Genomic DNA, 20,932 nt, shown 5'->3' with positions numbered 1-20,932 from the left:
TACATACGCAATACCGACCACAAAATGAGGGCAAAATGACTTTCTTACGCACAATGATTTCCGTGACCGCTATGAGCTGCGTGGCTGCAACCGGTGCCTTTGCTGATGACGATGATGATGACGGTTTTGGGCTTGCTGGCATCCTCTCTGCCAAAAACAAAGAGGACTTATCCCCCATCACTCTCAGCGCGGGAGTGCCTCTCTCTGAAGAGAATTGGGAATTGAAATCAGGTACTTATTATGAATTTGAGATCGAGGCCGACGGCAGTCAGGAGCTTGCACTTGTCGGGGCAGAGTTCTTTCGCGCCATTTGGATCGATGAAATCGTGATCGAGGGTTTGGAAATCCGCCCGCTTGGTCTGGACTCGGTAGAGTTTGACGAAGCAGGCACAATGGAGATAGGCTTTTTGGCAATAAAGCCAGGCAGTTACCACATGAGAATCCCCGGATCGACTGGCGAAACCCAACGCATTGAAATCGAAATCAAGTGAGCCTGAGTGTCAAAGGACTGTCTTACGCCTACGGCGCAAAAAAAGCGCTGGATGACGTGTCCTTTGACGTCGATTCTGGCACATTCTGCGCTTTACTCGGCCCGAACGGCGCCGGAAAAACCACGCTTTTTTCAATACTTACCAGACTGCTCACAGCACAGTCAGGCATGATTGAAATCGCTGGCCAAGACCTCTCCAATAAGCCTCTTTCAGCGCTGAAACAGATCGGTGTGGTTTTTCAACAGCCAACGCTGGATCTTGATCTGACCGTCTACCGCAACCTCAAGTACTTTGCTGCGCTGCAAGGGATTTCAGGCTCGCGAGCTGAGAGCAAGATCATGGAATCCCTTGATAAAATGTCGATGGTGGACCGTGCGGGAGAAACTGTTCGTAAGCTCAATGGAGGCCACCGAAGGCGCGCTGAGATCGCCAGATCTCTGATACACGACCCAAAGGTCCTGCTCTTTGACGAACCCACCGTGGGTCTTGATGCCGCCAGCCGCTCAGCAATCACCAAATATGCACATGCGCTGGCGGAAGACGGCTACACAGTACTTTGGGCAACACATCTAGCGGATGAAATATCTCCAAAAGATCAATTGGTTATCCTCCAAGAAGGTGCCATCTTAGCCAACGACAAGGCCAGGAACATAACGGGCGACAGCTCACTCACCGAAACTTTTCTTGAACTCACCGGAGCTGAAGCGTGAAGCCATATTTCATCGCGCTTCAAGCCATCGTCACACGCGAAGTACTGCGGTTCATCCAACAACGCGGGCGTTTTGTTGCAGCGCTCGTACGCCCCCTCGTTTGGCTCTTAGTTTTTGCCGCTGGCTTTCGCGCTGCACTCGGTCTCTCCATCACGCCTCCGTACCAAACCTATATCCAATATGAGACCTACATTGTTCCCGGATTGTGCGGAATGATTATGCTTTTCAATGGGATGCAATCTTCCCTCAGCTTGGTATACGACCGCGAAATGGGGTCAATGCGATTGCTTTTAACCGCACCTTTGCCGCGCTGGTGGCTGCTCTCCTGCAGGCTCTTAGGCTCCACTATCATCTCGATTGCGCAGGTTTACACTTTCCTATTTATCGCCGATCTTTATGGGCTACGCTGGCCTACTGTGGGATACCTTACTATCTTACCAGCGCTAATCTTGACCGGCCTCATGCTTGGCGCACTGGGGTTGGCATTATCCAGCTTTATCAAGCAGCTAGAGAACTTCGCAGGCGTGATGAACTTCGTCATCTTCCCGATGTTCTTCTTATCGTCGGCACTGTATCCACTTTGGAAAATGGCCGAAAGCTCAGAGCTTTTGCATGATATCTGCGCCGTAAATCCGTTTACACATGGGGTCGAACTGATCCGCTTTGCCCTGCACCAACAGATCAACCTCCAATCGACGCTTTGGGTTTTACTCGCAACGCTCTGTTTTGGCGCTCTCGCGATATGGGGATATGACCCCGCGCGCGGGATGAAACGTCCGAGAGGCTAGCGGAAGGTCGCTGGGCGTCCCTCCAAGCGCAAGACGCGATCTGCCAAGCGCTCTGCCTCCTTTGGGACATGCGTCACGAGAACCGTCGCCACATCGGTGCCTGCCCGCAATTCCTCAAAGAGGCCCATCATCTCTTCCGCCAGCGCTTCATCAAGCGAGACAAATGGCTCATCCATAAGCAAAATTTGTGGATCAGCCACAAAAGCGCGGGCAAGCGAAAGTCGTCTTTGCTGTCCGAGGGACAATTGTCCGGGAAAGCGATCACCTAGGCCTTTCAGCCCGACATCAATCAGCTTTGCTTCAGCCTTTTGAGTACTCACACCGGTTGTGAGGCACAAATTCTCCCTCGCGGTACGCCATGGCAGCAACGTAGGCTCCTGAAAAACCATTGCGACACGCTCCGCCCCTTGGAGTGTTCCGGAAAACCCTGTTTCCAGCCCAGCCAATACTCGCAATATGCTGGTTTTCCCGATACCCGAAGGCCCTGTAATTGCAACAGTTTCGCCCGCTAAAAGGGTCAAGGGCAGATCTGCCAAAACGGGCTGCCCTGATAAGGACAGCTCACGCAGATCTAGGTTAAGAACATTCTTAGACACTAGTTGGTGAGCTGCGCGAATAAACCGGGCGGGAGGCTTTTGGCCTCACCAACAAGATCGTCTCCGCCAAATTCAGCCATCAAGCGAAGCATTTTATCAGCAGCGATTTCATCCACAGCAGCGCCAGAGGGAATGCCCGCTCGGAAACCCGCTTTAAGTGCCGCAAATTGCGCGTCCGATTTGGCGTTCATACGAGGGCGCAAACGTTCCCATTCTGCCTCGTCGGTTGCCAAAAGCTCTTTTGCACCACGTGACGCGGCCGCTAGCCCATTCACCAAGTCCGGCTGCTCGCGCAGCATCTCACCGCGCACGACGTAACCGAGCAGAGGGGTTTTCGGATCAAGCCCCAGCGCCTGAGCAGCATCAGATACATCGATCAGCTTTCGCATCCCGCCAGCTTCCATCTTTGCCATGAAATGCCAAAAGTTTATCGCCCCACCAAGATCCCCAGACAATGCGGTCTTAAAGATCAGCGGTGGCGCCCCAAAGACCTGCTCGGTGCCCGCAGCGAGATCGATCCCATATTCTTGCTGCGCATAAGCTCTTAAGATCAGCCAACTTTTATCGAGCGGGCCACCAGCAATACCAATTTTTTGTCCACTGAGATCCGCAAGGGACTGTGCAGAACTGCCTTCTGGGACCATCAATCCGCCAACTGCGGTTGAGTAAGGAATGAAGACGTAGTCTTTGCCTGCCGCACGCTGCCTCGCGACCCAGATCCAGTCAGACACGATCACATCTGTCTCACCACCTTGGAATGCCACCTTGGCGGCAGAGCCACCGGCCACGCCACTGACTTGCAACTCAAATCCGTTCGCGGTGTCCAATCCGTGATGCTGGATCGTATCCAACTCCCAGTTCACCGTCCCAAACTTAAGAACTGCCGCGCGTAGAACCTCCGTCTCCGCGATCACCGAATTTGCTGTCAGCCCAACGCTCAAACAAGCGCCAGCGACCAAGCCAACCATTCTGTCAAAGTATGACATCACATCCTCCCGTTTGCGGCATACTAGCATCCGGGCCTTTCTCCGGAATACGACCAAAGCATGGGCTTTGCATGTAGAAGACCGAGCGCCCTCAACCCTCCAAACTGCATTCATTGCTGCCTTTTCAGATCATTCCACAATGTCTCCAAGTTACCTCCTGAGCTTTACGACCATTGTGCAATTTCACGAACGGGTGATCTCAAAGATAGTGACACCAGAATTTGCGCGCGCATGGACCGTTTCAGCGCATTCTACAGGGAGGACAATATGAGAAGTTTATTGCTGGCCACGACGGCTGCGGTATTTTCGTTCGGCTACGCCTCAGCAGAGGTGACCGATGACGACATCGCCAATGATTCAACGATCACCAACCAAATTGTCACCAATGGTATGGGCCGCGCGCTGCAGCGGTATTCTCCATTGGATATTCTGAACAAAGACAACGTCAAAAACCTTGTCCCCGCTTGGGCATTTTCGCTCGGCGGCGAGAAACAACGAGGTCAGGAAACCCAGCCGCTTGTCTATGATGGTGTGATGTATATCACTGGCTCCTACAGCCGAATGTACGCAATTAACATCGAAACCGGCGAAGAGCTTTGGCAATATGATGCGCGTCTGCCTGAGGGTATTCTCCCTTGCTGTGACGTCGTCAACCGCGGCGCTGCGCTCTATAAGGATCTCGTGATCTTCGGCACGCTCGACGCACGCATTGTGGCGCTCAACAAAGACACTGGTGATGTGGTCTGGCGCGACAAAATCGAAGACTACAAGGCAGGGTATTCCTACACTGCGGCACCAATGATTGTGAACGGATTGGTGGTAACCGGTAATTCGGGCGGCGAATTTGGCATTGTAGGCGCCGTGCAAGCCCGGGATGCAGAGACCGGTGAGATGGTTTGGGAGCGTCCTGTTATCGAAGGTCACATGGGAACCCTCAACGGCGAAGAAAGCACCATGACCGGTACACTTAATGCCACGTGGCCCGGCGACATGTGGAAGACAGGCGGTGGCGCCACCTGGCTTGGTGGGTCGTATGATGCCCGCACCGACACCATCATCATGGGTGCGGGGAACCCGGCGCCGTGGAATTCCTGGCTGCGTGATGCCGGACAAAAAAACGATGGCTCTGGCGATAACCTCTATGCAGCTTCCCGCATCGGCATCGACCCGGCGACTGGCGACATCAAATGGCACTTCCAGACCACACCGCGTGAGGGATGGGACTATGACGGCGTAAATGAGGTTGTCGCTTATGACAATCGCGCCGGTGAGCAGCGATTGGCGACCGCAGATCGCAACGGTTACTTCTACGTACTGGATGCCGCAGACGGGGATTTTGTGCGCGGTGTACCGTTTGTGAAGGACATAAGTTGGTCATCTGGCCTTGATGAAAACGGCCGTCCGATCTGGGTTGAGGAAAATCGCCCGGGCGATCCTGCCGCGGCAGCTGATGGCCAAAAAGGTGAGGTGATTTTCGCGAGCCCCTCTTTCTTGGGCGGAAAAAATTGGATGCCAATGGCGTTTAGCCAAAATACCGGCAACTTCTATGTCCCTTCCAATGAATGGGGAATGGACATTTGGAATGAGCCGATCACCTACAAAAAAGGTGCTGCCTATCTTGGTGCCGGCTTCACAATCAAACCCAACTACGAAGATCACATCGGTAGCCTGAAAGCGATCGACCCGGACACCGGCGAACTGGTTTGGGAATTCAAGAACGATGCACCTTTGTGGGGCGGCGTGATGACCACTGCAGGCGGGTTGGTCTTCACCGGTACTCCCGAAGGCAAATTTATCGCCTTCGATGATGCCACAGGAGAAATTCTCTGGTCGTTCCAAACCGGTTCCGGCATTGTCGGTCAGCCCGTCACTTGGGAACAAAACGGTGAACAATATGTCTCAATCATTTCCGGTTGGGGCGGCGCTGTTCCACTTTGGGGCGGAGAAGTTGCCAAGAAGGTGAACTATCTGAACCAAGGCGGCATGCTTTGGACTTTCCGCCTGCCCAAGCAACTGGCCTCTGCCGACTAATCCAGCAGAATCTGTACGAAATCTAGACGGCGCGCGTTTGGTGCGCCGTTTGCTTTGAAGAAGTTCAAGCGGCGAATACGTCAGCAACATCTCTGGCTTTTATCTCGCTGTTGATCGCCATCGTGCCCTTGCTGGCATATTCCAGCCCCAACATCAGCCCATTGTGTGATTGAGCCGCATAAGCCTCAAACGGGCCGGCTTTGCCTTAGACATGAGCAATCCAAACTTCTGCAGAGGCCACAGACGTCATCAACGCATCGGCCGCCGTCAAGGCAGAAGAGTGCAACATAGGAACTTTTCCCAATTTCTCCTCTGCAAAATATGAAACATGAATCATAATTCATGCCAGCATTCCCCACGAGTAGTGCCGGTTACATGTTCAATCGAACAGACCGCGCAACGAAAAAAGGGGCTGCCCGACAAAGGAAGCCCCCCAAAAAGTCTGCACCAATCTAAACAGTGTGGAACGGAATTATGATTGGCTAGCGCGGATACATCAGCGACTGTCTCGTTTCTGAAAGGCTAATGACAAAAGGCCCAAGATTGCCGACGCAACAATAAGCAATAACGAGACCGCGTTGAGAACCGGCGTAGAGCCCTGTTTGAGCTTGTCAAACATGGTGATTGTCAGCGGGCTGTCAGAACCAACCAAGATCAGTGTCGTATTGAAGTTTTCAAAGCTCATCAGCACGGAGACCACAGCACTGGCCACAATAGCAGGCAGCAGAAACGGCAACGTTATCTGCCGAATGGCTCCCCATTTGCTCGCCCCAAGATTCAGCGCCGCTTCCTCCAAGCTGGGGTCAAACTTCTGCAGGCGAGCGGATATCACCAAAGTGGCAAAAGTTGTAATGAAGGAAAACTGCCCCAAAATCACCAGAGGCAAACCGGGACGCAGCCCGTCAAACCAAAGCCCTGTGGCGTCCTCAAGCGTGTTGGCGATTGAGCTTGAGAAAACAAGGATCGAAATGCCCAGGATCACGCCGGGAATAATCAGCGGCAGAAGCATCAGCATGTAAAGCAGCGATTTGCCGCGGAACTCATGGCGCACAAAGAGGAAAGCGTTGCAAGTGCCTACCACCACCGCGAGGCCTGAGACCCAAGCGGCCACAAAGGCAGAGGTGCCAATCGAACGCAGAATGGTGCGCTCGTGAAACACCCCTACGAAGGGAGCTTCAGTGCCAAAGAACCACGCCGTGGTGAAGCCTTCCCATGGTAGCGATGGAAAGACGCTGTTGTTGAAGGCAAAGGCACAGACCACTGCCAGCGGCAGGGCGAGGTAGACAAAGAACAGCGCCACATAGGCCCGGTAGGCCCAGAGGGTGAAGCTGGATTGGGAAATTGTTGGAATCATGACCGCCCCATCGTTTCAGAAAGCGACTGGCCGGAGAGCTTCAGGCCAACAAACACCACGAGTGAGGACAGGCCCAGCAGCAGGAAGCCAAAGGCCGCCCCCAGTTCCCAGTTAAAGCGGGTGATGAACTGAGTGTAGATCATGCCGGTGAACCACAGGCTGTCTTTGCCGCCCAATAGGATCGGCGTTAAGTAGTTGCCCAGCGACAGCATGAAGACCACGATGCAGCCCGAGACAATGCCGGGCATGGCATGGGGAATGACAATCTCGCGCATAATGGCAGTGCTGTTCGCGCCCAGATCATAGCCCGCCTCAATCAGGCTGTCGTCCAAGCTGTCCAGCGTGGTGACAAGCGGCACGACCATAAAGAGGATGGAGGTGTAAACCAGCCCCACCATGATGGCAGCGTCATTATAAAGCATCTCAACCCCGCCGCTCGCCAAGCCAAGCGATTGCAACAGGTTTGAGAACACGCCGGTTTCGCGCAGCAGGATCATCCAGCCAAATGTGCGTACCAGTTCTGACACCCAGAAGGGGATCATACACATCAAAAACAACGTGGTTTTGGTGCGTCCTTTTGTGAGTTTTGCGATGTAGTAGGCAATCGGAAAGCCCAAGATCAGCGTCAGAGCGGTGGCGAGGATCGACATGATCGCCGTGCGCGCAAAGGTGCGCCAATAAAGCGGCTCGCCAAAGAAGGCGGCATAGTTGCCAAGCCCATATTCATATTCGCGCGGGCCGACTTTCTCGCTGATCGACACAATGAAAAGCCCAACATGGGGCAGGATGATCAGCAGGACCAACCATAACATGATGGGGGCCAGCAAAAGGTAGAACCCAAGCCGGGAGGCGTCAGAATTCATGACTTAGGCCTCCCCGGCAGCGTAACAACGCGCCTGTTCCGCGCTCCAGCTTGTCATGAGCCGGTCGCCTTTTTTGAGGTTCGCCAGCGCGCCGGTTTGCGGCAGGGCGGCGCTGATCACGCCGCCTGCGGTATCACGCAGGGTGACGGTGCTGTTGGCGCCATTAAACAAAACGGTCTCTACCACCGCTTCGGTGGCATTGCTGCCAGCGGCCTGGTCGGAACCAAGCGGCAAAAGGTCAATGGCTTCAGGTCGCAAGAAAATCTGCGCCTTTTGGCCAACCGCCAACCCGGCGTTTGAGGCAGAAACCTGCACCTCACTGCCAGCCTCGGTCACCAGCGACAGCATCGCACCATTGGTGGCCGTCACTTTGGCGGAGAGCTTATTTGCTTCGCCCACAAACCCCGCAACAAAGGCGGTTTGCGGCGCGTGGTACACCTCATGTGGCGTGCCGATCTGTTCAAAACGGCCATGGTTCATCACGGCGATATTGTCGCTCATCACCAGCGCCTCTGATTGGTCGTGGGTGATGTAGACAAAGGTGGTGTCAAAAGCGGCCTGAAGCGCCTTTAGCTCTACTTTCATATGTTCGCGCAGCTTTAGATCCAGCGCGCCAAGCGGTTCATCCAGCAGCAAAACATCCGGCTCCAGCACCATACAGCGGGCAATCGCCACGCGCTGTTTCTGGCCGCCCGAGAGCTGATCAACACGGCGTTTGGACACACCGGGAAGCCCGACGCGCTCCAGCGCCTCCTCCACGCGCTTGCCGATTTCTTTTTTACCGACACCGCGCTGGCGCAGACCAAAGCCGACGTTGTCGCCGATGTTCATGGTCGGGAAGAGCGCAAGGTGCTGAAACACCATGGACACCGGGCGTTTGTTGGGCGGCACGCCAATCATGGAGGTGCCTTTGATCCGCAAATCGCCACTGGTGGGTGACTGGAACCCCGCGATCATGCGCAGCAGCGTGGTCTTGCCGCAGCCTGAGGGGCCGAGGATGGAAAAGAACGATCCTTTAGGCACATCAAAGCTGATGCCATCAACGGCGCGGAAATCGGTGAAGTCTTTCACCAGATTGCTGCAGGAAAGATCGGGAGTGCTGTTGCTCACTTGGGGGCCTCAAAATTGGTGAAAGGGCGCCCACCAGGGGCACCCTTCGCTTGGATTTAGACTGATTTATTTGGCTGCGTTCACGCGATCCAGAGTCGCGCCTTCCAGCGCTTCCAGACCGGCTGGCACAGGTGGGTACCATTTGATGTTGTCGATGGCGGCTTGGTCAAAGCTGCCCTGATAGCGCGCCTTAAGATCGGCATTCACCCCCGCGTCGCCATCCACAGCCGCTGTAAAGTTGCCCGCGGTATTGGTGATCATTGCGGCGATGTCAGGACGCATCACAAAGTTAATCCAATCGTATGCTGCGTCATCCGCACGGCCACGCGCGGGCAGCACAAAGGTGTCGATCCAGCCAAGCGCACCAGCTTCTGGGGCGACAAAGGTGATGTCCGCGTCATCCGCGTTCAACTGCCATCCGCCCGTGTCCCAGGCCATCGAAGCGATCACTTCGCCAGAGCGCAGCAGCTGTTTGATCTCATCGCCGCCGCCCCAGTAAGTTTTGACGTTTGGCTTACAGTCGATCAGCTTGGCTTCAACCTTGTCGAGGATTTCCTGGTAGGCGTCTGCATCATCGTAAGCCGCAAATGGATCAAGGCCCATGGAGTAGGCAAAGCCGATCAGGGTTGGGCGCTTAAGGCGATAGGAAACTTTGCCAGACACTGAAGCTTCGCACAGATCGGTATAGTCGGTCACTTCACCCGCCTTAGCGGTATTTACCACAAGGCCGCTGGTGCCCCAAACGTGTGGCAGACCGTAAACTTCACCGTCAAAAGTGGTGTTGTCAGCGGTCGCAGACAGCATGGATGGGATAAACAGATCAGACTGAATGCGCGACATGTCGATAGGCTTATAGATGCCGAATTCTTCTTGGGCGCTGGTGATGCGGTCCTGGCTTGGTTGGGCCAGATCAAAGCCGCCGCCGTTGGTGGCGCGCAGTTTTGCGATCATTTCTTCGTTGTTGGAGGTGGTTACCTCAACGGTGTGGCCGGTCTCGGCTTCAAATTTTGCGATCACCTCTTCCGGTGCGTAACCGCCCCAGGTCAGCAGGCGCAGCGTGTCAGCGCCGGCTGACATTGGCATTGTATAGATGGCGGTCGCGGTAAGGGCGACGGCTCCAAATTTTTCAAAGTTATCAAACATCATGTCATTTCCCTGTGTTGCTAGCGAGGTACCAAAGTGTTGAGGTCTTTCACCACCTTCTCTGAGGGCATTAGCATTGTGTCATGCCGACCCAAACCAACAGCCCGTGTGAACGCGTTGCACTCCCTTCATACGCCTCAGGTGTGAATCACGCCGACACCTGACTGGACGGGCAAAACGTGCCGCAGCTAAATCTATAATTCAACATTATTATTTCTGCTACATATAGCATAAGGTTATAGTAGCAATTCCGCGTCAAAGCCAGAATAGAAAGCCAACCTCATGAGCGCCATCGAGCCACTGCGCATTCGACAATTGCAGGCCTTGGGCTTACTGGGTGAAAGTGGCACCATCAGTCTCACAGCCAAGGCCATGAACATCTCTCAACCTGCCGTCAGCAGATTGCTCTCAGATCTCTCCAAAGAGCTGGGGTATCCGCTGTTTAAGCGATCAGGGCGCAGGATGGTGCTCACGCGAGAGGCCCAATATCTACTGCCGGAAATTGAACGCATTTTCAGTTCGATGGAGCAAATCCGCAGTCTGGGCCACAACGTTCAGGGCGGCACCAGTGGTCATCTTAAAGTGGCTTGCCTACCGGGGTTTTCCACGAGTCATCTGCCTTCGGTAATTGCTGACTTCCTCAAAGCCCGACCAGATGTCACCGTGACAATCGAGCCAGACAGACCAGAACGCATCTTGGATTGGGTGATCGGGGAGCAATACGACTGCGGGATCACCGATACTTTTCGCTCTCACCATGCACTCAACAGCAAAACCATTCCAATTCGCTGCGTCTGTGTTTTTCCGGAAGGTCACCGACTTGAACAACTAGACGTGGTGACCCCCAGCGACCTTGCCGGGGAGCGTATCGCCCATGACCGCATAGGTAGTGAGTTCTATTTACGTCTACGAGAAACTCTAGAACGCGAAGACGTCCCCATGGACAGTTTTATCGAGACCCGACAGTTTACCTGCGCCTGCGAGCTCGCAGCTAAGGGGGTTTGTGTTTCCGTATTGAGCGAACTTGATGCGCGGGAATACGTCGGCCGTGGCGTCTCTTATCGGCCCTACTCTGCCAATCTCACGCATAAACTCTCGCTGATCTGGCCAAATCACAAAGCCACATCCGTGCTTACGCTGGAATTCTTGTCCAACTTTGAGAAGAGTCTGCAACCCTTCTCGGAGCGCTAGAGAATAGGGTCGATCAGCGCCTCCAGCGCTCGCATCCAACTCGCGGCAATGTCGACCATATTACCCTCCTCGCACGGGGCCTCTACCTACGAAACAAGCCCGGCATGTCCGAAAGGACTGCGCGCGACAATCATGCATTTTCTTCGAATCTTACCTTGTCTGATTGGGAGCTTCAGACAAATTTAAGCCCCACGCTGCTATCAACCAATAAGTGTGATTATTAGAGAATAGGCTCCTCTTATGAAACTGCGCGTTGTTATGCTGCTTGTGATCGGCCCAATTTTCGCCCTCGCAGGTTTTTTGATGTTTGATGACATCAATCGACAGAAGGCTTTTGTGGATAGCGCTCACGATACCACCTTGCGGGCGAATGAGGGCGCTGTTGTTGGAGAGGTGATCCATGAGCTTCAAAAAGAGCGCGGGTATTCCGCTGGCTTTATAGCCTCGAAAGGTGCCAACTTCCCTGGCGAGCTCACTGAGCAGCGCATTCTGACTCTGCAAGCCCTTGATCAGTTCCAGCAAGGGATCTCCCTTCTCGCGACGCAACGACCAGAGCGTCTTGAAGATATCGAAAACCAGCTCTCGCAGCTGAACGGCATGAGAGAGCGGGTCGACGCCCTAGAACTTTCTGTCCCCGAAATGGCGAAGTTCTATACAGCGACGATCAATAACTTGATTGAATTCTCTCGGCCATCAGGCATTCAAGACAAAGACAGCAGGGTCCAAGCCTTACTGAGCGCACGTGCCTTGATTGGCTCGGCTAAAGAGAACGCCGGATTGGAGCGCGCCATGGGCGCCACGGGACTGGGCGGCGGCTTCTCAACGGTAGTGCATGACCGTTTTATCTATCTGGGCGGAGCTCAGATGGCGTTGATTGGCGAAACTGCCGGCGCGCTGGACGAGCCCGCGTGGCTCGAAGGGCTCAAAGCCACCAGTGAATACAAAGCTGTGCAGTCTGCGCGAGAGATAATCCGCTCTGGATATGAAGCACAGAACTACGGAAACCTCACCGCACCCGAATGGTTCAAGATCTCCACAGCTTGGATCAACCAACTCCGATCCCAAGAACTCGCCTTTGTTGCGGATGTTGCCGAATTGACTCAGCAAATTGAAGCAGAAGCTGATGCAAGCTTTTACAGGCTGATGTGGCTCGGATCCGCTGTGACCGTGCTGGTTCTATCGTTCGCGATCTTCTCCTTTGAGCGCATGGTTGCTCGGATTAAGTACCTGATTTCAGTCATCAACGAATTCACGAGCGGCAATTTCGAAGTGTTCGTCGAAGGCATCGAAGGCAAAGACGAACTCAGCAAAATGGCCAAAGCGGTCTATCACTTCAAGCAAGATACATTGCAAATGCGGCGCGACGCAGAGGCGTTGAAGGCGGAACAAGAACGTCTTAAATCGGAACAGGATTATGTGGTCGGCGAAATTCGCCAGGGCCTCGGAGAGATGGCAGATGGCAATCTGGCACATTTCTTCGAAAAGCCTTTCCCGGAAGAATACGAAGGCCTGCGCACAGACTTCAACAAGACTGTCGGTAAGTTGAATGAAACACTCGTCAATGTTGTTGAAGTGACATCCAGCATTCGCTCGGGCACCATCAAGTTCAGCCAATCCTCCGAAGATCTGTCGCGCCGCACTGAAAATCAGGCCAGCACAATTGAACAAACTGCCTTGGCACTAGAAGGCATCACCACAAGCGTGCAATCTGCGGCTTCTGGCGCGAAAGATGTTCAAGATACCACGAACTCTGCAAAAACAGACGCGACTGAAAGCGGAAAAGTGGTCAAAGAGGCGGTAAACGCCATGGCCAAGATATCGGAATCCTCAAGCCAAATTGCTCAAATCATCAGTGTGATTGACGACATCGCCTTTCAAACGAACCTGCTGGCGCTGAACGCCGGGGTTGAAGCGGCAAGAGCGGGTGATGCCGGAAGCGGATTTGCGGTTGTGGCCTCAGAAGTGCGTGCTTTGGCGCAAAAATCCTCTGACGCCGCGCGTGAAATCCAAGAGTTGATCGGTGAAAGCACCACGAGCGTAAGCAATGGCGTAGGTTTGGTGAATGAAACCGGCGAAGCTCTCGAGGTTATCGTCAACCGGGTCAGTCATGTGTCTTCTTTGGTCTCCAACATGGCTGAAGGTACGGCACAGCAGGCCGAAACCCTCGGAGAAATCAATACGGGCGTCTCACAGCTAGAAGAGGCGACGCAGCGAAATGCAGTGATGGCCCAAGATGTCAGCGACACCTGTGCAACCTTGAAAGAAGAAGCCAATGAACTCGAGCGTTTGGTCGCTCAATTCAAGCTGAAGTACGGCAACGAAATCGGCTCAATTCAAGAAGAAGCCGCATAGTCTTCCGAAATCACGCTTGTCCCAACCTGCGCAGCCTTTCTTAGGGCTGCGCAGTAACTGCATGACTTCGTTGCAAGCGGGCCGTCAAACGGGCAGTGCTTTGATTTTTAGTTCGAAAGTGCCCCTTCGAAATAGGGCGTGCAGCCCATGTCACTTAAAGCTTTCTATTGCCAAAATTCCTTGAAGGACTGTCGTCACCCTCCCCTGAAATCGCTAACCAGATTTTGAATAGCATTACTTTACATGATGTCGCAGTATACCGCGCAGACCCAAGCCATCCCGTAAATGGCATTGCGAAATAGGTAGCCGCGTGACGTCACTTAGATCATCAGTTTTCCGAATCTGGCTGTTCGTCCTATTTGCCATTAGTGCCCTGCAAGCCACCGCCCAACCCGACATATTGGTCTTAGGTGACAGCCAGATCTCTTTTGGAGCAGGCAAAGAATATCTCCGGTTCTTCGAACAACTCCCCGAAAGATGCGAGATGACGCCCAAGCGTAAAAGGGCTTTGGCCGCGCTGGGGGACCGAAAAACCGCAGCTATCGGTGTGCGTTCAACCTCTCTGCAATCCTGGACAACCCCCAAGGGAGCTGCCAAAGGCGCAATTTGCGATGTCGACAAAAAATTTGGTGTGAACGCCGGCGCCTACGGCATTGATGGAAACAACAAGCGGGTTTTCATTCAGATCGGCAAAGGAAGGGCCTACCAGTTTTGCAAGCCAAAGCAGACAGCCTTCGAAGCGATGTTCGCCGACAGTTACTACGCCCCGGAACTGCTTGTGCTGACCTTTCTCGGAAACTCCGCAGACCGTTGGGCAAATTCTCCCGAACTCGCTTTAGAAGACGCTCGACGTACGCTGCAACAAATACCGGATAATGTGCCCTGCGTGTTCATCTCAAGCGTGCCAGTTTACCTCAAGAAAACAAACGACAAGCGCATGAAGGGCCAAACCGAAATCGCGCGCGCCTTTCAGAAAGCAGGCAAACAATGCGCAGTGGTGGAAGGCTTCAACGCACGCACCCGCAACGCTATCGAGGGCAAACCGGTCTATTTTCGGCGAAATGATGCTGGAAAGGTCAAGGATCCGCACCATCCGAAGCCTGCTGCGATCCGAGCATTTTTGGACATTAACACAGTAGATATCTGCGATGCCGTATTTCGGGTCTTGAAGTAAGATCACTCGCCAGAGGAAGGTGAAACCAATGTTCAAGAAGATTGTCGCAACCATTGGCGCTCTCACGATTGGTATTTCTGCTGCAATGGCTGACAGTTTTACATCCCCCGAAATTCTTATCATTGGTGATAGCCAGATCTCATTTGGATCGGGGCCTGCGTTTCTGGAATTTTTCAGCGACATCAAAGAACATTGTCACCCCGATAGCGAACAGAAGAAACACCTCAAACGTCTTGGTGAAATGCGTGTTGGTGTGATCGGCGTCAGATCCAGCTCAATTGACTCTTGGACCGCACGGTCGGGTCGCGCAAAAGACACGATCTGCAAGGTGGATCCGAAATGGAAGGTAAACGCCGGAACATATGGGTTTGTGAACAAGTCCGGCAACAAGTACGTGCAAATCGGCCAGGGTAAAGAATATCAATTCTGCGCCCCAGGCACTTCACCGCTCGAAGAGATGCTGAGAGAAGGGTACTACGACCCGAAACTGATCTTGATGACGTTTCTTGGCAATTCGGCAAAGCGTTGGGCGAACAGCCCAGAAGCTGCAGTCAGAGATGTGGAGCGTTTGCAGGCGCAGTTGCCAGCAGATTTGCCCTGCATCTTCATGACCACTGCGCCCGCTTATAAGAAAAAGATCGTAGATTTGCGCCTGCGTGCGCAAAAGAACCTTATGGACGCTTTTAAGACCACTGGGCTGCGATGCTCATTTGTACCCGGCGCCACACCAGAGACAGTTGCTGCCAACCAGGGAAACAAAGACTATTTCCGCCTCAATAAGAACGGCATGGTGAAGGACCCCTATCATCCGAATGCTGCCGCTGCGAAAAACTTCTTCGCACTGGAAATGGATCAAATTTGCAACGCGATTTTCGACCAGATCGAACCGTCAAAAGAACAGAGCTAAAGAGAGACGCTCCGCTTCCGGTAACAATCGATAAACTAGAGCCTGCTTTGTACAGCTCCTGAGTAGTCGGGAGTTCTAGGCATAGGATAGATGTCAGCTTCGCATAGTTTGAACATTCAAGTATAGAAAACTCAGCTCGTTGCTATCTGAGGTTTGCAGCTCGTCCTCGGCTACCCTTCTTCGAGGAGCTCCAAACCAAGAAAACGCTCAAGTCGTCCGTTCAAAGACGGCGAGGAGCGTCAGTTTTGCACAAATCGCCTCCACGGTTTCTTTCAGCGCCGCTACCACCGCAGCGACTTCATTGGGCCGATCTGCCCCTTGGATCATCGGCACACTCAACGCACCGACAACACCGGTGCTTCCCTTAGAAGTAATCGGCGCCGATACCTCTACGATTCCGGCATTTTCTGCATTTGAAAGCACACAAACGCCATTGGCGGCACAACGCGCGACTTCCAGATCAAAAGCTGCAAACGCATCCTCGCTGACGAACTCTTCCATCTGCACGAGCATTTCCATGCGTGCCGCGCTACTTGGCAGTCCCGCTAAGAAACATGCTCCGGCAGAGGCACCAAACATCGGTGCCTGAACACCTTCGCCTAGGGCGAGGCTATAAGATCCGGCAGCCCGCGCAGCTGCGCCCACACGCATTTTGTTCTCATCAACGATCCAAAGATGATTGGATTGCTCCGTTTTCTGGGACAGTTGCGCCATGAAGGGGCGGGCAATCTCGATCATCTGACCCGTCGGGTTGCGCACGCCGCCAAGCTCGCCGAGCTTCGGTGTCAGAAAGAAAACATCCCCCTCACCACGCCGTATGTATCCGCGCTCCTCCAAGACCACCATCATCCGGAAGATCTCGTTTTTGGACCGGCCAATTCCTTTGGCGATGTCCGCATGCGTCAGCGCCACCCCTGGCCGCAGTGACAACAGCTCCAAAATATCCAACCCTTTCTCAAGGGCAGGTGCAGAGTATTTCTGAAGTCTTGTGATCGGTTCGGTCAAGAGGATCGCTAAGCTCTGGAATTTAAAGCAAGTTGCGCAGGAGGCTTAAGCTCCTGCGCAGCTGTTGTCGACCCTTGGGGGAGGGCAAGGGTCGCACTGGGATCACTTCAAGCCATTACGCTTGAGAATATCATCCGCATTGTCCGAAGTTACAGCTTCTGTCCCCATAACCACGGACTTCTCAACGCTCGCACCACCCAGATATGCTAGGGCCTGACGTAGCCCTTCTGCGCCCGGGGTCGGATAGAGGAAGGTTGCCGCAAGCTCGCCATTGGCCACCCATGTCACACCTTCTCCAGGAAGCGCATCCACACCGATGAACAAGATGTCATCTGCGCGGCCCGCATCTTTGGCGGCCAGATAAGCACCATAGGCCATTGGGTCGTTGTGACCATAGACCATGGAGATGTCTTCATAGTTGCGCAGGGCTGTGGACATGATGTCATACGCCGTGTCCTGCTTCCAATCGCCGGATTGCTGATCCAGCAGGAAAGTCACACCGTTCTCGCCCTCAAAGGCTTCATGGAAACCGTTGGCGCGGTCATGCGCCGCCTGAGTGCCCAAACCACCCCAGATTTCAACGATGGTGCCAGATGCGCTCCCCGCACCGCCGAGCTTCTCAAGCGCGAACTGGCCTGCAGCGCGGCCGATCAGTTCGTTGTCGCCGCCAACCCATTGCACAAACTTGTCTGTGTCCACGTTGCGGTCCAGCACAAACACCGGAATACCTGCGTCCGTGGCCTGCTCCACAACACCGGTCAGACCCGCAGATTCCTTTGGAGAAATCAGGATGGCGTCCACCTCCTGACGGATGAAGTTCTCCACGTCCGCTACCTGCTTCTCGGTGCGGTCATTGGCATCCGCAATCAACAACTCCACATTATCATGCAGCGCCGCTTCGGCCCGCAGGTCTTTGTTAAACTGCACACGCCATGGCTCAACAGTTGTTACCTGCGAAAACCCGATAACGTAGTTGTCCGCCGCCAGTAGGGCCGTTGCGCTGGTTGTGAGTGCGAGTGCAGCCACACAAAGGCTCTTGCCGAAAGTTCTTCTTTGCATAATCTTCTCCCTTGTCATGTTTCAGCCATTTGGCTGTTTGGCAAATGCCCTGATCTCCGGTCCTCCAAACTGCGAGGTCAGGGCTATTTCTCTCCGCGGATCTTGCGTTTCACCGCAGAGAGGAATTCTTCAATCCGGCCTTCCTGCAAAAGGACGGCGGCAATAATGATCACACCTTTCAGGATCAACTGCGTGTTGCTGTCGATGTTGTTGAGCTGCAAAATATTGCTCAGAAAACCAAAGATGAGCACACCTACGAAGGTGCCCAAAATCGCGCCCCTGCCCCCCATCAGGCTGGTTCCACCAATCACCACCGCGGCAATCGCATCGAGTTCCAATCCAAGCCCGGCATCCGGTTTCCCCTGGCGGAACTGCGCCACGTAAAGGATACCGGCCAGAGCTGACAGTCCGCCCGCAATCGCATAGGTGACAATGGTATTGCGCTTCACATTGATCCCGGCCAGACGCGCGGCTTCCGCATTGCCCCCGATTGCCAACAAGTAGCTGCCAAAGGTTGTGAAACGCGTCAGCACAAAGAATATTGCAAGGATTGCGAGGAAGAACAGCCCCGGCACCGGCACTACGCCCCACAGCAAGCTACGCAGCACGTCAAATTCCTGCACTGCATTGCTGCCGGTATAGACCGGATAAACCGCTGTATCCTGTCCAGCGATCACCCGCGCCAGTCCCAGCGCACCCACCATCATTGCAAGCGTCACAATGAACGGCTGCAGACGACCATACACAATGAGCGCGCCATTGAGTGTTCCCATGATGATGCCCACACAAGGCACTGCAATGAGCACACCCATCACGCCAAACTTGTCATCTACCTGCAACCCCAGCCACAACATAGCTGCAAGTGCCACCACCAGTCCAATCGCCATCGATGGCAACTTGGAAGGTGCACTTGGCTGGTCCTTGGTGCCTGCGGCACGCATCTGAGATTGCACAAAGAATATCAGTGCGGCCACAGCGACAAACAGGATCACGCCTGCGGCGGGTACCGAAAACATGCTCGCTGCGGTCCAACCCGATTGGGTCAACAACATCGCGCAGATCACCGTCCCCAACGCCATGATCGAGCCGACCGACAGGTCAATCCCGGCAATGAAAATCACCAGCGTCATACCCACAGCCACAATGCCTGTCACGGAGACCTGCCGCAGAATGTCTGTCAGATTCCCTATCGACAGAAAGATATTGTTACCCTTTGACGAAAGTGGCGAGGTCAACGCACCAAACACAATCAGTGCGACAAGCCCCCAATAGAGCTTGGTTTTGTCCAAAATCTGCAACAACCAGTTGCGGTCAGCCTTGTGGCCAGAGCCGGATTTGGAGGCAGCGGGTGGTCGGGCGTCTGTCATACTCATGTCTCGGCTCACGCTTGGTCAAATTGCATCGAAAGGTCTTTGATCGCTTCAACGGTCATTTCGTCCCGCGTCAGTTCTCCTGCGACATGCCCGTCACAGAGCACGATCATGCGATCGCAGACCGCCATAAATTCCGGTATTTCTGAGCTCGCAAACAGCACGGAAATCCCTTGATCCGCCAGTTGTCCGATCAGATCGTAGATTTCGTCTTTGGCACCAATATCGATCCCGCGGGTGGGCTCATCCAGAAGCAGGATACTCGGCCCTGTCGCCAGCCATTTTCCAATCGCAACCTTCTGCTGGTTGCCCCCGCTCAAGCGTCCAACCACATGCTCGACACCAGTGGCAGCGACGCGCAGTCGGGAAATCGCACTCTGCGCTTCTACGTCTCGCTGCGTCTTTGAAAGCATGCCAAATCGCGACTTCAAGGGTAAGAGCGGCAAGATCACATTGTCTGCGATAGACCGGTCCAGCAGCAGCCCGTTGCCTTTGCGATCTTCGGTGATCAGGGCCAAACCATGACGCACAGCGTCAGAAGGGGTGGAAAGCCGCACACTCTCACCATGCACCACAATTTCACCAGAGAAGGTATCACCCCGCGCGCCGAAAATCGTTTCCAAAAGCTCCGTCCGGCCCGCGCCCAACAACCCACCGACTCCCAGGACCTCTCCGCGACGCAGATCAAAGGAAACATCCTGCAGCACTTTGCGACCACTAGCTTCAGCTGTCAGGTCACGCACCGACAATACAGTCTCAGCAGACGCTGGCGTTTCGCGGGTAACCGGTTTGATCTCAACCGAACGCCCCACCATCATCTGCACCAGTTCCTCAGGCGTCGTATCTGCCGCCAATGTGGTGCCAATCATGTCCCCGTCCCGCAGTACTGTCACACGGTCTGAGATCTCAAAGACCTCATCCATCCGGTGGGAAATATACACAATCGCCACGCCTTGCTGTGCCAGATCGCGAACCACTTCCATCAGGATATCCGCCTCCGCTTGCGACAGCGCGCTTGTGGGCTCATCCATGATCAGCAGACGGGCATCCATCAAAAGTGCACGCGCAATCTCAACCAGCTGCTGTTCTCCCACACGCAAGTCTTTCACCAAGGTGTCAACTTCCAGAGAAAAGCCAAATTTCTTCAGCGCATTTTGAGCTGTCGCGCGCAACGCGCGCTGATCCACCATCACGCCGCCAATCATGGGCTCCTGCCCAAGCATCACATTCTGTGCGACCGTCATCTCCGGGATCAGGCTCAACTCCTGATGCATGATCACGATACCATTGTCGTTGGCCTCTGCGGGAGAGTTGAACTGCACCTCCTGCCCATCGATCTCAAGTGTACCGAGGCTCTGCCCCTGCACACCGCTGATGATCTTCACAAGCGTGCTTTTGCCGGCGCCATTCTCACCCATCAGCGTATGGATTTCACCACCGGAAATCTGGAGCGTTACATCACGCAGTACACTCACTCCGGAAAACGATTTTCCGATCCCGTGAAGCTGCATTGTGATCTTGCTGTTCTGCGCAAGAAAATCCTCTTGCGCCAGCGTGGATGCTGGAATCATCCTCCTCCTCCCAAAGGCTGACGTTTCATATATAAAGCCGCTTCAAATATGAAGTGTCAACAAAATTTTGGGAGTTCGGAACACAAATAGGCGGCTTGGATCACGCCTTCTCCAGCTCGCATCAATGGGAAGACGTATCCTTCAAACTGCCAATCAGGGTGAAATCAAGCCGCTAAACAACGGCGCGGCCAGCACAAAGGCGCGGCAAGAGCACACGCCACCCAAGCGCCC

Annotated in this window: 18 protein-coding genes and 1 pseudogene; 8 read left to right on the top strand and 11 right to left on the bottom strand. The window is 54.1% G+C overall.

Annotated elements, in window-relative coordinates:
- The first annotated feature begins 71 nt into the window (after window positions 1-71).
- Genes J7412_RS10960 through J7412_RS10950 form a run of 3 tightly spaced genes read left to right on the top strand, consistent with a single transcriptional unit; the run spans window position 72 to window position 1,989 of the window.
- On the top strand, window positions 72-491 hold the full coding sequence (locus J7412_RS10960) for a hypothetical protein (RefSeq protein WP_247743891.1): 420 nt from the start codon (window positions 72-74) through the stop codon (window positions 489-491).
- Entirely contained in the window at window positions 488-1,201 is a 714-nt protein-coding gene (locus tag J7412_RS10955) for an ABC transporter ATP-binding protein (RefSeq protein ID WP_209078666.1), read from the top strand. Before J7412_RS10960 ends, J7412_RS10955 begins: the two co-directional genes overlap by 4 nt.
- Window positions 1,198-1,989 carry an ABC transporter permease gene (locus J7412_RS10950; protein ID WP_209078665.1) on the top strand — a complete coding sequence of 264 codons (792 nt, stop codon included), beginning with the start codon at window positions 1,198-1,200 and terminating at the stop codon, window positions 1,987-1,989. Before J7412_RS10955 ends, J7412_RS10950 begins: the two co-directional genes overlap by 4 nt.
- Here J7412_RS10950 and J7412_RS10945 read toward each other — a convergent pair.
- Window positions 1,986-2,585, bottom strand: a complete 600-nt coding sequence (locus tag J7412_RS10945) for an ATP-binding cassette domain-containing protein (RefSeq protein WP_209078664.1) — start codon at window positions 2,583-2,585, stop codon at window positions 1,986-1,988. The two genes, J7412_RS10950 and J7412_RS10945, sit on opposite strands and share 4 nt — an antisense overlap.
- On the bottom strand, window positions 2,585-3,685 hold the full coding sequence (locus J7412_RS10940) for an ABC transporter substrate-binding protein (RefSeq protein WP_247743867.1): 1,101 nt from the start codon (window positions 3,683-3,685) through the stop codon (window positions 2,585-2,587). The genes J7412_RS10945 and J7412_RS10940 overlap by 1 nt, the downstream gene beginning before the upstream one ends.
- Window positions 3,686-3,838: 153 nt before the next feature.
- Between J7412_RS10940 and J7412_RS10935 the strand changes: the two genes are divergently transcribed.
- Complete coding sequence (locus tag J7412_RS10935; protein ID WP_209078663.1) at window positions 3,839-5,602, top strand: PQQ-dependent methanol/ethanol family dehydrogenase; 1,764 nt, start codon at window positions 3,839-3,841, stop codon at window positions 5,600-5,602.
- A gap of 103 nt (window positions 5,603-5,705) precedes the next feature.
- On the opposite strand, the pseudogene J7412_RS21850 reads toward J7412_RS10935, so the two are convergent.
- From J7412_RS21850 to J7412_RS10915, 5 genes and pseudogenes are all read right to left on the bottom strand, one after another.
- Window positions 5,706-5,891 (bottom strand): annotated as a pseudogene (locus J7412_RS21850) (ABC transporter permease); the annotation flags it as partial.
- Between the two features lie 207 nt (window positions 5,892-6,098).
- Window positions 6,099-6,956 carry an ABC transporter permease gene (locus J7412_RS10930; protein ID WP_209078662.1) on the bottom strand — a complete coding sequence of 286 codons (858 nt, stop codon included), beginning with the start codon at window positions 6,954-6,956 and terminating at the stop codon, window positions 6,099-6,101.
- Window positions 6,953-7,819, bottom strand: coding sequence for an ABC transporter permease (locus J7412_RS10925; protein ID WP_209078661.1), 867 nt, complete (start codon window positions 7,817-7,819; stop codon window positions 6,953-6,955). Before J7412_RS10925 ends, J7412_RS10930 begins: the two co-directional genes overlap by 4 nt.
- 3 nt (window positions 7,820-7,822) lie before the next feature.
- Complete coding sequence (locus J7412_RS10920) at window positions 7,823-8,929, bottom strand: ABC transporter ATP-binding protein (protein ID WP_209078660.1); 1,107 nt, start codon at window positions 8,927-8,929, stop codon at window positions 7,823-7,825.
- A gap of 66 nt (window positions 8,930-8,995) precedes the next feature.
- Window positions 8,996-10,012 (bottom strand): extracellular solute-binding protein, encoded by a 1,017-nt coding sequence (locus J7412_RS10915; RefSeq protein WP_247743887.1) that lies wholly within the window; start codon window positions 10,010-10,012, stop codon window positions 8,996-8,998.
- A gap of 342 nt (window positions 10,013-10,354) precedes the next feature.
- On the opposite strand from J7412_RS10915, the gene J7412_RS10910 reads away from it, so the two are divergent.
- The 4 genes from J7412_RS10910 (at window position 10,355) to J7412_RS10895 (ending at window position 15,696) form a co-directional block, all read left to right on the top strand.
- Entirely contained in the window at window positions 10,355-11,263 is a 909-nt protein-coding gene (locus J7412_RS10910) for a LysR family transcriptional regulator (protein ID WP_209078659.1), read from the top strand.
- Window positions 11,264-11,503: 240 nt separating this feature from the next.
- Window positions 11,504-13,615 carry a methyl-accepting chemotaxis protein gene (locus tag J7412_RS10905; RefSeq protein ID WP_209078658.1) on the top strand — a complete coding sequence of 704 codons (2,112 nt, stop codon included), beginning with the start codon at window positions 11,504-11,506 and terminating at the stop codon, window positions 13,613-13,615.
- Between the two features lie 310 nt (window positions 13,616-13,925).
- On the top strand, window positions 13,926-14,789 hold the full coding sequence (locus J7412_RS10900) for an SGNH/GDSL hydrolase family protein (protein WP_209078657.1): 864 nt from the start codon (window positions 13,926-13,928) through the stop codon (window positions 14,787-14,789).
- 28 nt (window positions 14,790-14,817) lie between these two features.
- On the top strand, window positions 14,818-15,696 hold the full coding sequence (locus J7412_RS10895) for an SGNH/GDSL hydrolase family protein (RefSeq protein WP_209078656.1): 879 nt from the start codon (window positions 14,818-14,820) through the stop codon (window positions 15,694-15,696).
- Window positions 15,697-15,903: 207 nt separating this feature from the next.
- Here J7412_RS10895 and J7412_RS10890 read toward each other — a convergent pair whose 3' ends face one another.
- The 4 genes from J7412_RS10890 to J7412_RS10875 form a co-directional block, all read right to left on the bottom strand.
- Window positions 15,904-16,701 carry a helix-turn-helix domain-containing protein gene (locus J7412_RS10890; protein ID WP_209078655.1) on the bottom strand — a complete coding sequence of 266 codons (798 nt, stop codon included), beginning with the start codon at window positions 16,699-16,701 and terminating at the stop codon, window positions 15,904-15,906.
- 102 nt (window positions 16,702-16,803) lie between these two features.
- Window positions 16,804-17,760, bottom strand: a complete 957-nt coding sequence (locus J7412_RS10885) for a substrate-binding domain-containing protein (RefSeq protein WP_209078654.1) — start codon at window positions 17,758-17,760, stop codon at window positions 16,804-16,806.
- Window positions 17,761-17,843: 83 nt separating this feature from the next.
- Window positions 17,844-19,133 carry an ABC transporter permease gene (locus tag J7412_RS10880; RefSeq protein WP_209065130.1) on the bottom strand — a complete coding sequence of 430 codons (1,290 nt, stop codon included), beginning with the start codon at window positions 19,131-19,133 and terminating at the stop codon, window positions 17,844-17,846.
- Window positions 19,134-19,141: 8 nt separating this feature from the next.
- Window positions 19,142-20,701, bottom strand: a complete 1,560-nt coding sequence (locus tag J7412_RS10875; RefSeq protein WP_209078653.1) for a sugar ABC transporter ATP-binding protein — start codon at window positions 20,699-20,701, stop codon at window positions 19,142-19,144.
- Window positions 20,702-20,932 lie beyond the last annotated feature (231 nt).

Origin of the sequence: Shimia sp. R9_3 (assembly GCF_017743755.1) — a bacterium.
Lineage (GTDB): Bacteria > Pseudomonadota > Alphaproteobacteria > Rhodobacterales > Rhodobacteraceae > Shimia.
Note: the sequence above shows the minus strand (reverse complement) of the source record. Positions and strands in the feature narration are given on the sequence as shown.